We start from the raw sequence: 14,614 nt of genomic DNA on the forward strand, positions 1-14,614 counted from the left end.
CTTGCCAGAATGGCCTGCAGCGCTTTTTCCAAATATGCTGATAGCTATTTTTTTGAAGCAATCATGGCATCCCGCTTGACACCCGTTGGCCCCAGGCGCCGCTGGTAAGATGGTGGCGGGTGTACGCGCCAGCAGGCGCGACAGGTTCATGCGCTGGTCGGGCCGCCACGCGGTTTTTTTGCGCCCGCAAACACATGACACCCACCATCCTTCAATGGATTGCCGCCGCCCTGTTCGGCATTGCCCTGCTCCACACCTTTAGCGTCAAGCATTTCGAACGGCTATCGCACCGCTTTCCGCGCCACGCAGGCCTGTTCCATCTGCTGGGCGAGGTGGAGGTGGTGTTCGGCTTCTGGGCCATGGTGCTGATCGTCGCCATGGCGCTGGTGGATGGTGGCGGGCAGGCGCTGCAATATGCCGAGTCGCGCAACTACACCGAACCCCTGTTCGTCTTCGTGGTGATGGTGATTGCCGCCTCGCGCCCGGTGCTGCGCACCGTGGTGGCCCTGGTGGATGCCATGGCCCGCGTCATGCCCCTGCCCACCCCCATGGCCACCGCCTGGCTGGGGCTCTCCGCCGTGCCGCTGCTGGGCTCGCTCATCACTGAACCGGCCGCCATGACCATTGCCGCCCTCATGCTGGCGCCGCAGATTTTTCGCAACTCGGTGCCCGAAGGCCGCAAATACCTGGCGCTGGGGGTGCTGTTCGTGAATGTGTCCATCGGCGGCACGCTCACCTCGTATGCCGCACCGCCGGTGCTGATGGTGGCCGCCACCTGGCAATGGGACAGCGCCTTCATGCTGGCCACCTTCGGCTGGAAGGCAGCGCTGGCGGTGCTGGTCAACGCCACGGTCTGCACCTTCTTGCTGCGCAAGCACCTGCCCCACCCCAGTACTCTGGCAGCCGGCCAGCAGGCCCGCGCACCCGTTTCCGCCACGGTGGCGGCCGTGCACCTGGCATTGCTGGCCGGCGTGGTGCTGTTCGCGCACCACCCGGTGGTTTTTCTGGCGCTTTTTCTGCTGTTCCTGGCCTTCACGCAGGCCTATGAACGCCACCAGAGCCCGCTCATCCTGAAAGAAGCACTGCTGGTGGGCTTCTTCCTGGCGGGTCTGGTGGTGCTGGGCGGCATGCAGCAGTGGTGGCTGCAACCCATCGTCTCCAGCCTGCAGCCGCTGGCCCTGTTCGCAGGCGCCCTCGGCCTGACAGCCATCACCGACAACGCAGCGCTGACCTACCTGGGCTCGCTGATCGAGGGCATTTCCGACCCCGCCAAATACATGCTGGTGGCGGGGGCCGTGGCCGGTGGCGGCCTGACGGTGATTGCCAACGCACCCAATCCGGCCGGCATCGCCCTGCTCAAGCGCGGCTTTGCCGATGAAACCATTGGCGCGGGCGGACTGCTGCTGGGAGCGCTGGGGCCCACGGCCGTGGCGGCGCTGGCCTTTCTGGTGCTCTGAGCTTGCCAGGGGGCCGCCCCGCTCAGGAGACGTGGCGGGCCCTCTGCGCGCGTGGTTCAACGCACCATGCAAGGCATTTTGTTATTGAACTTCCAGCCCGGGATCAGGTGCTGCATGGCTGCGGCGTCGTCCCGGGCACCCAGGCCGTGCTGCAGGTACAGTTGGTGGGCCTGCTGCACGGCATCCATGTCCAGCGCGATGCCCAGGCCAGGTTTGGCGGGCACGTCCACATAGCCGTCCCGGATCTGCAGTGGCTCCTTGGTCAGGAACTGGCCGTCCTGCCAGATCCAGTGGGTATCGATGGCGGTGACCTTGCCCGGCGCGGCGGCGGCGCAATGGGTGAACATCGCCAGCGACACGTCGAAATGGTTGTTGGAGTGCGAGCCCCAGGTCAAGTCATACATCTGGCACAGCTGCGCCACGCGCACCGAGCCCTGCAGCGTCCAGAAATGCGGGTCGGCCAGCGGAATGTCGACCGACTGCAGCTGGATGCTGTGGGCCATCTCGCGCCAGTCGGTAGCGACCATGTTGGTGGCGGTGGGCAGGCCGGTGGCACGGCGAAACTCGGCCATCACCTCACGGCCTGAAAACACACCCTCGCCGCCGCAGGGGTCTTCGGCATAGGCGACCACGTTGTGCATGTTGCGCATCAGGCGCACCGCATCCTTGAGCAGCCAGCCACCATTGGGGTCGAGGGTGATGCGGGCCTGCGGAAACCGCTCGTGCAGGGCCGTGACGGCCTCGATCTCGTCTTCGCCGCGCAGCACGCCGCCCTTGAGCTTGAAATCCTGGAACCCGTAGCGCGCCTGGGCCGCCTCGGCCAGCCGCACCACGGCCTCCGGCGTCATGGCCTCTTCGTGGCGCAGGCGCAGCCAGTCGTCAGCGGCGTCGGGCTCGCTGCGATAGTCCAGACCGGTCTTGCGGCGGTCGCCGATGTAAAACAGGTAGCCCAGCATCTGCACGCGCTCGCGCTGCTGTCCTTCGCCCAGGAGCGCCGCCACTGGCACATTCAGGTGCTGGCCCAGCAGGTCCAGCAAGGCACTCTCGACGGCCGTGACCGCGTGGATGGTGATCCGCAGGTCAAAGGTCTGCAGGCCACGCCCGCCGCTGTCGCGGTCGGCAAAGCGCTTGCGCATGGCGTTGAGCAGCCGGTTGTAGTCACCGACGGGCTGCCCTTCGATCAGGGCGCGGGCATCTTCCAGGGTTTGCCGGATCTTTTCGCCACCGGGCACCTCCCCCACGCCGGTGTGGCCACTGGAGTCCGTCAGGATCACCAGGTTGCGCGTGAAGAAGGGGCCATGGGCGCCGCTGAGGTTGAGCAGCATGCTGTCGCGGCCCGCGACAGGGACCACCTGCATGCGGGTCACGATGGGGGTTGGGTGGGGTGTGGGCATGGGATAAAACAAAACAGAGCCAAATGTCAACAGACATCGTACAACTAGATTCGAAATACACCCCAAGGGAAAACCCTTGGAATTCCTTCAAGACCCGTTCAGCGGCTCCCGGCCTCGCTGCGCCGGTGCCGATCCCGGCTGTTGGACAGATGGGTGCGCATCGCTGCGCGTGCTGCCTCAAAATCCTGCGCTGCAATCGCGTTGTAAATGCTCTCATGCTCCTGGTTGACGCCGCGCAGATAAGCCACGCGCTCAGGCGGCGCCATGGCGGGCGCTTCCAGTCGGGTGCGCGGTATCACACCCAGCCCGAGGGACTTCATCAGGTCCAGAAAATGGTGGTTCTGGGTGGCGCGAGCGATTTCCTGGTGGAACTGCAGGTCGGCGCTGGCCGCATCGCGGCCCTCTTCCATGGCCGCCGTGAAAGCCGAGAGCGCACCGCGCATCTCGCGCAGGTTGTCGTCGCTGCGCCGTATGGCGGCCAGGGCCGCGGCTTCGGTCTCGACGCTGATGCGAAATTCCAGCAGGGCAATGACGTCGCGCAAGGTTCCCAGCTGATCGGGGCTGACACGAAATGACGGCCCGCTGTCCTGGGCCAGCACGAAAGTGCCAATGCCGTGGCGGGTTTCGACCAGCCCGGCCGCCTGCAGGCGCGAGATGGCCTCGCGCACCACGGTGCGGCTCACACCGAAGGCTTCCATGAAGGAAGCCTCGGTAGGGAGCTTGCTGCCTGCAGGCAGCAGCCCGCCCCGAATGTCCTGGGTGAGCTTTTCCACCACTTCGATGGCGAGACTGCGCGGCTTGCGGCGGGGCAGGAGGGGAAGATTCATAGGGTATTCCCTAGCTTCATGGATGCCGTGATCACGTAATAATTCAATCCAACTTGTACGACAACTGATAACGTATATCAACGTCAGGTTTGACTGTAACACGCAGGCCCATCGAAATGGCACTCCTGCAACAGACCGCCCACCCAAGCCGCTTTCCCCCGTTATTGAGCCCCTTCCACAGGAACCGCCCCGATGAATCCCCAAGACCTCAAGCAAATCATGTCCAGCGGCCTGCTGTCGTTCCCGCTGACGGACTTCGACGCCAACGGCGACTTCAACCCCAAGGGCTATGCCGCACGGCTTGAATGGCTGGCACCCTATGGCGCATCCGCCCTCTTTGCCGCGGGCGGCACGGGCGAATTCTTTTCCCTGACGGGCAGCGAATATGCAGAAATCATCAAGACCGCGGTACAGACCTGCCGTGGCAAGGTGCCCATCATTGCAGGCGCGGGCGGCCCCACGCGCTTTGCGATTGCGTGCGCGCAGGAAGCCGAGCGCCAGGGCGCGCATGGCATCCTGCTGCTGCCCCACTACCTGACCGAAGCCAGCCAGGAAGGCCTGATCAACCATGTCGAGCAGGTCTGCAAGAGCGTGAAGTTCGGCGTGATTGTCTACAACCGCAGCGTCAGCAAGCTGACCCCCGAGTCCCTGGCCATTCTGGCCGACCGCTGCCCCAATCTGGTCGGTTTCAAGGATGGCGTGGGCAACATCGAACTGATGAGCTCCATCTTCATGAAGATGGGCAACCGCTTCTCGTACCTGGGCGGATTGCCGACGGCGGAGGTGTATGCCGCTGCCTACAAGGCGCTGGGCACGCCGGTGTACTCGTCGGCGGTCTTCAACTTCATCCCCCGCACCGCCATGCAGTTCTACGAAGCAGTGCGCACCGACGACATGGCCACCCAGCACCACCTGCTGCGCGAATTCTTCCATCCGCTGCTCAATATCCGCAACCGCAAGCAGGGCTACGCCGTCTCGATGATCAAGGCAGGCGCCCGCATCGTCGGCCACGATGCCGGGCCGGTGCGCGCGCCGCTGTCGGAACTGACGCCATCCGAGTGTGAAGAACTCGCGGCACTCATCGCCAAGCTGGGCTCCCAGTAAAGCACCCTTTCCATCCAGAGGAGACACACGATGATCAGGAAAATTCTTTGCACGTTCGCATTGGGCGCGCTCGCATCCACGAGCGCCCTCGCATGGCCGACCAAGCCGATCACGCTGCTGGTGCCCTTCCCGCCGGGAGGCTCCACCGACATGATCGCCCGCACCCTGTCGAGCAAGCTGCCCGACAAACTGGGCGGCACGGTGATCGTCGAGAACAAGCCCGGGGCCACCGGAACCATCGGCGCAGCGCAGGTGGCACGCAGCCCGGCCGACGGCCACACCTTGCTGGTGGCATCGCTCGGCCCCTTCGTGATTGCACCGCACCTGATCAAGGTGCCCTATGACGCACTGAAGGACCTGGACCCCATCACCGTGGCGGTGCAGGCCCCGAATGTGCTGGTGGTGCCGGCAGCATCCAGGCACAACACGCTGAGCGATGTGATTGCCTTCATCAAGGCCAATCCGGGCAAGATGACCTTTGCGTCCTCGGGCAATGGCAGCAGCGACCACCTGACGGCCGAACTGTTCTGGCAGCAGACCGGCACCAGCGGCATCCATGTGCCCTACCGCGGCGGCGGTCCCGTGATGACCGATCTGCTGGGCAACCAGGTGGATGCTTCGTTCATGAACATCAATACCGCCATGCCGCAGATCCAGGCGGGCAAGCTCAAGGCACTGGCCATCACCAGCGCCAAGCGGTCCACCTTGCTGCCCAACGTGCCCACGCTGGAAGAAAGCGGCATCAAGGACGCGAACGTGTATTCATGGCAGGCCATCGCCGGCCCCAAAGGCCTGCCTGCCGACGTCAAGACGAAGCTCAACACCGCCATCGCCTCGATCCTGAACGAACCGCAAACCAAGGCCAGGCTGCTGGAACTGGGCTTCGAGATGGTGCTGAACACGCCCGAGCAGTTCGCCAGCTTCCAGGCGGCGGAATACGCCCGCTGGGCAAAGCTCATCGTGGCCCGCAAGATCACTGCGGACTGACGACCTCGACCGCCCGGATCGCGGTACCCATCGCCTGGGTGCCAGCGGTTCGGCGGTCCGCCAGCGGCTTGTCCGCACAGAATTTTCACCCTCACTCATTCGACCCCATGACCTTCCAGGACACCTCCGCCAGCCAGCTGGACGCCATCGTCAGCGCTGCCAGCCATGCGTTCGCCACGTTCGGCGCCTCGCCGGCAGCCACCCGCGCCACCTTGCTGCGCGGCCTGGCCGACGCACTGGAATCCCAGCGCGAAACGCTGGTGGCACTGGCCGACCAGGAGACCCACCTCGGCACGGCCCGGCTCAATGGCGAGCTCGATCGCACGGCATTCCAGCTGCGCGGCTTCGCTACCCAGGTCCAACAAGGGGCGGCATTTGCCTTTACCGATGATCCGGCCGTGGCGGGTGCGCCGCCGGTGGGCCACCCGCACCTGATGCGCGTGCGCGTGCCGCTGGGTCCGGTGGCCATGTTCAGCGCGAGCAACTTCCCCTTTGCCTTTTCGGTGCTGGGCGGTGATACCGCTGCGGCACTGGCGGCCGGTTGCCCGGTCGTGGTCAAGGCACACCGCGGGCATCGCGCCCTGTCGCATGCCGTGGCCGACCTGGCGCGCGGCGTGGTCGCGGCGCAGGGCCTGCCATCCGGTGTGCTGGACATGGTGGACGGCCGCGGCGCGGAAATCGGCGTAGCGCTCGTGCAGCATCCGCTGATCGCGGCCGCCGCCTTCACCGGCTCGGTGCGCGGTGGCCTGGCGCTGGAGAAAGCGGCGCAGTCGCGTCCGCGGCCCATTCCGTTCTTCGGCGAGCTGGGCTCGGTCAACCCGCTCATTGCCCTGCCGTCGGCCCTGGCCGCCAAGGGTACCGAACTGGCCCAGGGCCTGGCCGGTTCCATCACCATGGGCTGCGGCCAGTTTTGCACCAGCCCCGGCGTCATCGTCGTGCCGCAGGGCGCGCAAGGCGATGCCTTCGTCGCGCAGCTGGCCGCTGCACTGAAAACCAGCACCCCGCACCACATGCTCACGGCGCAGATGCGCGCGGGTTTCGACGCCGGCCGCGCCGCCTGGGCCGCGCAGCCCGGTCTGGCCATCGTACTGGGCGAGACGGCCGCCGAAGGCCTGCCGCCGCGCCCCTTCCTGGCGCAGATCGACGCCTCCGGTTTCCTCGCCAACCCGGCCTTGCATGAAGAAGTGTTTGGCCCTGCTGCCCTGGTCGTGCGCGTGGCCGGCACGGCGCAGGCGATCGAGGTGCTGCAGGCCATTGGCGGCTCGCTCACGGTGACGGTCTGGGGTGCCGACGAACCCTCCGACGAAGTGCTTGCACTGGTACGTGCCGCCTCGCAGGTGGCCGGGCGGGTTCTGTTCTCGGGCTACCCCACGGGCGTGGCCGTCTCGGCCGGCCAGCAGCATGGCGGCCCCTTCCCCTCCTCCACCCAGCCGGGCAGCACATCGGTGGGCTGGGCCGCGATGGACCGTTTCCTGCGCCCGGTGGCGCTGCAGGATGCGCCGGGCTGGCTGGCCGCGCGGCAGGGCCAGCCCTGCTGACCTGGCGCCACGGCGCGGTCTGGGAGCGCGCCGTCCTTTTTTTGAGACCCCTCAGGAGACAACAATGTTCAACAAGCACCCGCTGCGCACCCTGTGCGTCCTTGCGCTGGCCGCCACGGCCACATTCACCCAGGCCCAGACCTGGCCAGCCAAGCCCCTCAAGATCGTGGTGCCGTTTCCCGCCGGCGGCACCTCGGACGTGCTGGCCCGCCTGATCGGGCTGAAGCTGTCGGAATCCCTGGGGCAGCCCGTGGTGGTGGACAACAAGCCCGGATCGAGCGGCAACCTGGGCGCCGACGCGGTGGCCAAGGCGGCCCCCGATGGCTACACCCTGCTGCTGACGGACGTAGGCAACCTCTCCATCGCCCCATCGCTGTACAAGCTGCCGTTCAATCTCGAAACCGACTTCGCGCCGGTGACCATGGTCGCCTACTCCCCCCACCTGCTGGTGACCAGCAGCCAGGTGCCTGCCAACACCACCAAGGAGCTCATCGAATGGGCCAAGTCCCAGAAGGGCAAGGTGAACTTTGCCGCGGCGGCGGGCATGGGCTCGGCCACGCACCTGGCCGGCGTTGTGTTTGCGCAGCGTGCCGGCCTGGACTGGGGCTATGTGCCCTACAAGGGCGGCGCCCAGGCCATGACCGACCTGATCGGCGGACAGGTGGACGTGACCTTCAACGGCATGGTGGCCACCTATCCGCATGTGAAGTCCGGCAAGATCAAGCTGATCGCCGTATCGAGCGCCAAGCGCAACACGGTACTGGGCGAAGTGCCCACCGTCGGTGAAACGCTGCCGGGCTTCCTCACGGGCAGCTGGCAAGGCCTTCTGGCGCCCGCCGGAACGCCGCAGCCCGTGGTGGACAGGCTCCATCAAGAGGTCCAGCGCATCCTGGCCATTCCCGAGGTCCGGGGCCGTCTGCAAGTGCTGGGCGCCGATCCCTACGACATGCCGCCTTCCCGGTTCAAGACCTGGCTGGGGTCCGAGGTCAAATCCATGGCCAAGGTGGTCAAGGACGGCAAGGTGACGCTGGAGTGAGAGGCTCCGGGGGAGCCGGGATCCCATGATCCATCTAAAAAAAGGAGACAAACCATGAAAAAACGCTGTGTAGCACTGGGCGCCATCCTCCTGCTGGGGGGTGCGCTGGCGCCGGCGCCGGCCCTGGCCCAGGTACCGTACCCCACCAAGCCGGTGACCCTGGTCGTGCCGTTCCCGCCCGGCGGCGGCACCGACACCGGCGCGCGCCTGTTGGCGCAGAAGCTGTCTGTCAAATGGGGCCAGCAGGTCATCGTGGACAACAAGGGCGGCGCCGCCGGCCAGATCGGCGCCGAGGCCGTGGCCAAGGCCCGCCCAGACGGCTACACCCTGCTGATGGGCAACATCGGCACCCAGGCGATCAACCCGGTGCTCTACCGGAAGCTGCCCTACGACCCGGACAAGGCCTTCGCGCCCATCTCGCTGGTGGCCGAACTGCCGCTGGCGATGATGGTCAACCCGTCGGTGCCGGCACAGACGGCCAAGGCCTTCATCGAGCTGGCGCGCAGCCAGCCCGGCAAGCTCAGCTACAGCAGTTCGGGCGCTGGCGGCGGTCCACACCTGGCGGCCGAGATGTTCAAGCAGGCCACCGGCACCTACCTGCTGCACGTACCCTACCGTGGTGGCGGGCCAGCCATCGCCGACCTGCTGGCCGGCCATGTGCAGCTGTCCTTCATGACCGTGATGGAGGCCAGCGGCCAGATCAAGGCCGGCAAGCTGCGCGCCCTGGCCGTGACCAGCGAGCGGCGCGTGGATGCTCTTTCCGACGTTCCGACGCTGGCGGAAAGTGCGGTGCCCGGTTTCAACTCGATTAGCTGGATTGGCGTGCTCGCGCCGGCCGGCACACCAGCGCCCCTGATCGACAAGATATCGACCGACGTGCGCGAGGTGCTCGCGCAGCCGGACGTGAAGACGCGCATCAGCGAACTCGGTGGCGTGCCCGCCGGCAGCACGCCGGCGCAGTTCACCAGCCTGATCGAAAACGATCGCCAACGCTACGCCCGCATCATCCGTGAACGTGGCATCACTACCGACTGACAGACCCTGCTCCATGAAACACCGCATCCTCCAGGCCGGACGTCTGCTGCCAGCGCTCGAAGCGCAGCTGGCCGCCGACCATGACCTGCACCGCCTCGCCGACGAGGCCGATCCCGACGCCTTCCTGGCGCGCCACGGCGCCGAATTCACCGGCCTGGTGACCTCGGCCGGCGGCGCCGGCGCCCCGACCGCGCTGATCGCCGCGCTGCCGCAGCTGCGCGTGATCTCCAGCTTCGGCGTCGGCCTGGACAAGATCGATCTGGCGGCGGCGCGTGCGCGCGCCATCGCCGTCGGCTACACACCCGACGTGCTCAACGACTGCGTGGCCGACACCGCTTTCGCGCTGATGCTCGACGTGGCGCGCCGCACCGCCGAGGCGGACCGCTTCGTGCGCGCCGGACGCTGGGCCGCCGGCGCCACCTTCGGCCTGGGCCGCAAGGTCAGCGGAGCGCGCCTGGGCATCGTCGGCCTGGGGCGCATCGGCCAGACCATCGCGCGCCGCGCCAGCGGGTTCGACATGGACGTGCGCTACCACAGCCGCCGCGCGGTGGCCGGCGTGCCCTGGGCGCACGAGCCGGCACTGGTGGAACTGGCACGCTGGGCTGACTACCTGGTCGTCATCACCGCCGGTGGCCCCGAGACCCGGCACCTGATCGATGCGGCCGTGCTCGACGCGCTGGGGCCGCGCGGCTACCTCATCAACGTGGCGCGCGGCTCGGTGATCGACGAGGCGGCGCTGGTGCGCGCCCTGGCCGAGCGGCGCATCGCGGGTGCTGGCCTGGACGTCTTCGAGCACGAACCGCAGGTGCCGGCCGCGCTGCTGGCGCTGGACAACGTGGTGCTGCTGCCGCACATCGCCAGCGCCACCGAAGAGACCCGCCAGGCGATGGCCCGGCGCGTGCTGGACAACCTGGCCCGCTTTTATGCCACGGGGCAGCTGATCTCGGCAGCGGCCTGAGCAAGGCACCCTTTCCCACCACCCCATGAACACACCAAACTCCCATCCATCGGCACCCCAGCCGGTGCTGATCCGCATGCACGCGGCGGACAACGTGGCCATCGTCGCCACCGACGGCGGCCTGCCTGCCGGCACCGCCTTGCCCGAAGGCCTGGTACTGCGCGACAAGGTTCCCCAGGGCCACAAGGTCGCACTGCGTGATCTGGCCGCAGGCGAGGCGGTGGTCCGCTACAACGTGCCCGTCGGCTACGCCCGGCAGGCCATCCCCGCCGGCAGCTGGGTGCACGAGCGGCTGCTCGATATTCCCGAAGCCCGCGCGCTGCAAGGCCTGCCCATGGCCACCCTGCCGGCCCCGGCATGGGAGCCGCTCGCGAACCTCACCTTCGAGGGCTATGTGAATGCCGATGGCTCGGTGGGCACGCGCAACCTGCTGGCCATCACCACCACGGTGCAGTGCGTGGCCGGCGTGGTGGGCGTGGCCACCCAGCGCATCCGCGACGAATTGCTGCCGCTTTACCCCAACGTCGATGGCGTGGTGGCGCTGGAGCACACCTATGGCTGCGGCGTGGCCATCGACGCGCCCGGCGCCGAGATCCCGATCCGCACGCTGCGCCACATCAGCCTGAACCCCAATTTCGGAGGCGAGGTGCTGGTGGTGAGCCTGGGCTGCGAGAAGCTGCAGCCCGAGCGCCTGCTGCCGCCGGGCAGCATCCCCGTGCGCGACGGACGCGAGGCCGGCCCCGATGTGGTCTGCCTGCAGCACGATGCGCATGTGGGCTTCATGTCGATGATCGACGACATCGTGGCCCGCGCCCGCCCCCACCTGGAACGCCTGAATGCCCGCAAGCGCCAGACCGTGCCCGCCAGCGCGCTGGTGGTGGGCGTGCAGTGCGGCGGCAGCGATGCGTTCTCGGGCGTCACGGCCAATCCGGCGGTGGGCCACATGGCAGACCTGCTGGTGCGCGCGGGCGCCACGGTGATGTTCTCCGAGAACACCGAGGTGCGCGATGCCGTCGAGCAGCTCACCGCCCGGGCGGCCTCACCCCAGGTGGCCGAGGACATCGTGCGCGAACTGGCCTGGTACGACGCCTACCTCGACCGCGGCCGCGTGGATCGCATCGCCAACACCACGCCGGGCAACAAGGCCGGGGGCTTGTCCAACATCGCCGAGAAGGCCATGGGCTCGATCATCAAGAGCGGCACCGCGGCCATTGCCAGCGTGCTGGCGCCCGGCGACAAGCTGCGGCCGGACCAGAAGGGCCTGGTCTTCGCGGCCACACCCGCCAGTGACTTCATCTGCGGCACGCTGCAGCTGGCCGCGGGCATGAACCTGCATGTGTTCACCACGGGGCGCGGCACGCCGTATGGCCTGGCGGCCTGCCCGGTGGTGAAGGTGGCCACGCGCACCGATCTGGCGCGCCGCTGGCACGACCTGATGGACCTGAACGCAGGGCGCATCGCCGACGGCGAAATCACCATCGAGGAAGCCGGCTGGGAGCTGCTGCACCTGCTGCTCGACGTGGCCAGCGGCCGCCGCACCTGGGCCGAGCACTGGAAGCTGCAGAACGCGCTGGTGCTGTTCAACCCGGCCCCGGTCACCTGACCATCGAATTGGCGCCTCCCGGCGCATTCCCCGATAAGGCAGCATGTTCGCCACGAACTGATCCCCGGCAATTCCGGAAAAAAACCGTTGGACAGGCCTGCCGCTACCCTACTTGCGCGCCAGCCACACCCCAAACACCGCCAGTCCCATGCCCACCAGCGCCAGGCCCGTGAGCGTCTCACCAAACAACGCCCAGGCAATCAGCGCCGTGGTGGGGGGCGTGAGGTAGAACAGGCTGGCCACGTTCACCGCGCTACCTTGCCGAATCAGCACATTCAGCAAACTGACGGCCCCCAGCGACAGCACCAGCACCAGCCAGGCCAGCGCAAAGACAAAGGCACCCGTCCAGTGCACCTGCATGGTTTCGGTCTGGCTGGCCAGCAGCCAGGTGGCTGCCAGGCTGGGCACGAACTGAATGACCGAGCCGGTGCGCAAGTCAAACGTTGGACAGAACCGCTTCTGGTACAGCGTGCCCGCCGTGATGCCCAGCAGCGCCAATACGGCGGGCACCAGCATGGCCCACAGCGCACCGCCGGTGGTGACCGAAATGACCTTGTGTGCCACCACGAGCCCCACGCCCGCAAACCCGGTTGCCAGACCAGCCCACTGGGTCGTGCGCACCCGCTCGCCCAAAAATGCCCCGGCGCCCAAAGCGGTCAGCACTGGCTGCAAACCTACCACCAGCGCCGTGACCCCTGCAGGCAAGCCGTGGCCGATGGCGATAAAAACGCCCCCCAGATACACCGCGTGGACCAGCAGGCCCGACATGCCAATGTGCAGCCATTGGCGGGGAGAGCGGGGCCAGGGGGCACGGGTCAGCAGGGCCAGGGCCCCCATGAGCACCAGCACCGCCCCATAGCGCAGGGAGAGAAAGGTGAGCGGCTCGGCATCGGGCAAGCCAAATTTGGCACCGATGAAGCCCGTGCTCCACAGCACGACAAAAAACAGGGGATACAGCGGGGTGAACCAACGGGCGGTGGTGGCAGAGGACGTGGTGTTCATAAAGTGGGATTTTCAGGGGCTCAGGGCTGCAGTCCCATGGGCGGGGCTGGCAACTTTACTCAGCCATGGTGCAGCGCGCGTAACGCCTTCAACCTGGCAACGGCCGTTGAACGCGCTTGCCAGTGCGGTGATCGGTGTGCAGGGCGTGAGGACGCGGCGGGTCACTGCCATTTCTAGGTTTTTTCACACATTGCCCCATTCAGCCCGCACCCGTTCCTGCCAGCCCCCAGTCCCCCGCCACATTCTTGAGCAGCGCGTTCACCGCTGCGAGCCGCCGGTTGCGCACATCGATCAGGCTGCGCTGGGCCGCCAGCACGGTGGTCTGGGCGCTCAGCACGTTCAGATAGCCCACGGTGCCCGTGCGGTACTGGTTGCCCACCACATCGAGCGCGCGCTGGGCCGCCGCCACGGCCTCGGTCTGCCATTGCTGTTCCTGCGCCAGCGCCGCCGCCGCGGCCAGGTTGTCTTCCACCTCCTGCAGGGCCGTGAGCACGGTCTGGCGGTAGCTGGCAGCGGCCTGCTCGTTGGCGGCACGGGCCGCCTCCACCGCCGCGCTGCGGGCGCCGCCGTCGAACAGTGAAACGGCCAGGGCCGGACCGAGCGACCAGAACAGGCTGGGGGCGCTGAGCAGGCCGGACAGCTCCGCGCCGCGGTAGCCCGCCGTGCCCGACAGCGTGAGCGCCGGAAAGAACGCCGCGCGCGCCACGCCGATCTGCGCATTGGCTGCGGCCACGCGGCGCTCGGCCGCGGCAATGTCGGGGCGGCGTTCCAACAGCTGTGACGGCAGCTGTGCGGGTACCACCGGGGGCGCCGGCAACGTGGCCGTGACGGGCAGGTTGAATGCCGCCGGCGCCTGCCCCACCAGCGCGGCCAGGGCGTGCTCCAGCTGGGCGCGGCTGGTTTCTGCTTCGAGCCGCTGCACCTGGGTGGATTTGTATTGCGCCTCGGCCTGGGCCACATCGGCGGTCGAGGCCACGCCGGCCTTCTGGCGGTTGCGCGTCAGCGCCCAGCTGCGCTGGTAGGCGGCCAGTGTTTCGCCCAGCAGTTGCGTCTGCAGCTCGGCGGCGCGCAGCGCGAAGTAGGTCTGCGCCACGGTGGCCTGCACCGACAGGCGCATGGCGGCCAGGTCGTCGGCACTGGCCTGGGCGCTGGCGCGCGCAGCATCCACGCTGGCAGCCACGCGGCCCCACAGGTCCAGCTCCCAGCTGGCGTTCAGGCCCAGTGCATGGCTGGTGCTGACGCGGGCGCTGCTGCTGCCGTCTGCCGCAGTGCCGCCGCTGCGGGCGCGCCCGCTGCTGGCACTGGCGCCCAGCGTGGGCCACTGGCCGGCGCTGCTGCCGGCCAGTGCGGCCTGGGCGGCGCGCAGGCGGGCCACGGACAAGGCAATGTTCTGGTTGCCGGCGGCGGCCTGTTGCTGCAAGGCATTGAGGGTGCTGTCGCCATACAGCGTCCACCACGCATCGGGCACGGCGCCACCGGGCTGCGCGGGCTGCCAGACACCGCCATCACTGGCGCTGGCGGCCTGCTTGTAGGCGGCGGGCACCGGCAGCGTGGGGCGTTCGTAGGGCGGCTGGATGCTGCAGGCCGTGAGCAGTGCAGCGCTTACCAGCAACAATGCCTTCCAGCGCTTTCTGGACATGCGCAAGCAGCTATCAAAACAGTAGTTATCAGGG

General features: G+C 67.6%; 12 protein-coding genes. 8 read left to right on the plus strand and 4 right to left on the minus strand.

Annotated elements, in window-relative coordinates; genetic code table 11:
* The first annotated feature begins 194 nt into the window (after positions 1 to 194).
* The gene (locus AC1RDS_RS01435) at positions 195 to 1,457 is read left to right on the plus strand and encodes a putative Na+/H+ antiporter (RefSeq protein WP_092698299.1); all 1,263 of its coding nucleotides are present in this window, start codon (positions 195 to 197) and stop codon (positions 1,455 to 1,457) included.
* 56 nt (positions 1,458 to 1,513) lie between these two features.
* Here the strand turns inward: AC1RDS_RS01435 and gudD are convergent, their stop codons facing one another.
* Together gudD and AC1RDS_RS01445 are read right to left on the minus strand one after the other, a co-directional pair.
* Entirely contained in the window at positions 1,514 to 2,851 is a 1,338-nt protein-coding gene (gudD, locus tag AC1RDS_RS01440; RefSeq protein WP_492226628.1) for a glucarate dehydratase, read from the minus strand.
* A 98-nt stretch (positions 2,852 to 2,949) separates the two neighbouring features.
* Positions 2,950 to 3,678 carry a FadR/GntR family transcriptional regulator gene (locus tag AC1RDS_RS01445; protein WP_287877451.1) on the minus strand — a complete coding sequence of 243 codons (729 nt, stop codon included), beginning with the start codon at positions 3,676 to 3,678 and terminating at the stop codon, positions 2,950 to 2,952.
* Between the two features lie 192 nt (positions 3,679 to 3,870).
* Between AC1RDS_RS01445 and kdgD the strand changes: the two genes are divergently transcribed.
* The 7 genes from kdgD to garD all read left to right on the plus strand — a co-directional run bounded on the left by kdgD (position 3,871) and on the right by garD (position 11,939).
* Positions 3,871 to 4,782, plus strand: coding sequence for a 5-dehydro-4-deoxyglucarate dehydratase (gene kdgD, locus AC1RDS_RS01450; RefSeq protein ID WP_092698304.1), 912 nt, complete (start codon positions 3,871 to 3,873; stop codon positions 4,780 to 4,782).
* 30 nt (positions 4,783 to 4,812) lie between these two features.
* On the plus strand, positions 4,813 to 5,769 hold the full coding sequence (locus AC1RDS_RS01455) for a Bug family tripartite tricarboxylate transporter substrate binding protein (protein WP_287877454.1): 957 nt from the start codon (positions 4,813 to 4,815) through the stop codon (positions 5,767 to 5,769).
* 107 nt (positions 5,770 to 5,876) lie between these two features.
* Positions 5,877 to 7,307: an aldehyde dehydrogenase (NADP(+)) gene (locus AC1RDS_RS01460; RefSeq protein WP_287877456.1), complete on the plus strand. Its 1,431-nt coding sequence runs from the start codon at positions 5,877 to 5,879 to the stop codon at positions 7,305 to 7,307.
* A gap of 64 nt (positions 7,308 to 7,371) precedes the next feature.
* Entirely contained in the window at positions 7,372 to 8,343 is a 972-nt protein-coding gene (locus tag AC1RDS_RS01465) for a Bug family tripartite tricarboxylate transporter substrate binding protein (RefSeq protein WP_287877458.1), read from the plus strand.
* A gap of 54 nt (positions 8,344 to 8,397) precedes the next feature.
* Positions 8,398 to 9,378, plus strand: coding sequence for a Bug family tripartite tricarboxylate transporter substrate binding protein (locus tag AC1RDS_RS01470; RefSeq protein ID WP_092698312.1), 981 nt, complete (start codon positions 8,398 to 8,400; stop codon positions 9,376 to 9,378).
* Between the two features lie 13 nt (positions 9,379 to 9,391).
* Positions 9,392 to 10,336 carry a 2-hydroxyacid dehydrogenase gene (locus AC1RDS_RS01475; protein ID WP_287877460.1) on the plus strand — a complete coding sequence of 315 codons (945 nt, stop codon included), beginning with the start codon at positions 9,392 to 9,394 and terminating at the stop codon, positions 10,334 to 10,336.
* Positions 10,337 to 10,361: 25 nt separating this feature from the next.
* Positions 10,362 to 11,939 (plus strand): galactarate dehydratase, encoded by a 1,578-nt coding sequence (garD, locus tag AC1RDS_RS01480; RefSeq protein ID WP_287877462.1) that lies wholly within the window; start codon positions 10,362 to 10,364, stop codon positions 11,937 to 11,939.
* A 108-nt stretch (positions 11,940 to 12,047) separates the two neighbouring features.
* On the opposite strand, the gene AC1RDS_RS01485 is transcribed toward garD, so the two are convergent.
* Both AC1RDS_RS01485 and AC1RDS_RS01490 read right to left on the minus strand, forming a co-directional pair.
* Positions 12,048 to 12,941 carry a DMT family transporter gene (locus AC1RDS_RS01485; RefSeq protein ID WP_492226629.1) on the minus strand — a complete coding sequence of 298 codons (894 nt, stop codon included), beginning with the start codon at positions 12,939 to 12,941 and terminating at the stop codon, positions 12,048 to 12,050.
* Positions 12,942 to 13,140: 199 nt separating this feature from the next.
* Complete coding sequence (locus AC1RDS_RS01490) at positions 13,141 to 14,580, minus strand: efflux transporter outer membrane subunit (RefSeq protein ID WP_492226630.1); 1,440 nt, start codon at positions 14,578 to 14,580, stop codon at positions 13,141 to 13,143.
* Positions 14,581 to 14,614 lie beyond the last annotated feature (34 nt).

Source organism: Acidovorax sp. GW823-FHT02H02 (assembly GCF_058797075.1).

Coding starts and splice junctions, on each gene's coding strand:
- AC1RDS_RS01435 (WP_092698299.1), top strand. CDS start 195: ATGACACCCACCATCCTTCAATGGATTGCCGCCGCCCTGTTCGGCATT.
- gudD (WP_492226628.1), bottom strand. CDS start 2,851: ATGCCCACACCCCACCCAACCCCCATCGTGACCCGCATGCAGGTGGTC.
- AC1RDS_RS01445 (WP_287877451.1), bottom strand. CDS start 3,678: ATGAATCTTCCCCTCCTGCCCCGCCGCAAGCCGCGCAGTCTCGCCATC.
- kdgD (WP_092698304.1), top strand. CDS start 3,871: ATGAATCCCCAAGACCTCAAGCAAATCATGTCCAGCGGCCTGCTGTCG.
- AC1RDS_RS01455 (WP_287877454.1), top strand. CDS start 4,813: ATGATCAGGAAAATTCTTTGCACGTTCGCATTGGGCGCGCTCGCATCC.
- AC1RDS_RS01460 (WP_287877456.1), top strand. CDS start 5,877: ATGACCTTCCAGGACACCTCCGCCAGCCAGCTGGACGCCATCGTCAGC.
- AC1RDS_RS01465 (WP_287877458.1), top strand. CDS start 7,372: ATGTTCAACAAGCACCCGCTGCGCACCCTGTGCGTCCTTGCGCTGGCC.
- AC1RDS_RS01470 (WP_092698312.1), top strand. CDS start 8,398: ATGAAAAAACGCTGTGTAGCACTGGGCGCCATCCTCCTGCTGGGGGGT.
- AC1RDS_RS01475 (WP_287877460.1), top strand. CDS start 9,392: ATGAAACACCGCATCCTCCAGGCCGGACGTCTGCTGCCAGCGCTCGAA.
- garD (WP_287877462.1), top strand. CDS start 10,362: ATGAACACACCAAACTCCCATCCATCGGCACCCCAGCCGGTGCTGATC.
- AC1RDS_RS01485 (WP_492226629.1), bottom strand. CDS start 12,941: ATGAACACCACGTCCTCTGCCACCACCGCCCGTTGGTTCACCCCGCTG.
- AC1RDS_RS01490 (WP_492226630.1), bottom strand. CDS start 14,580: ATGTCCAGAAAGCGCTGGAAGGCATTGTTGCTGGTAAGCGCTGCACTG.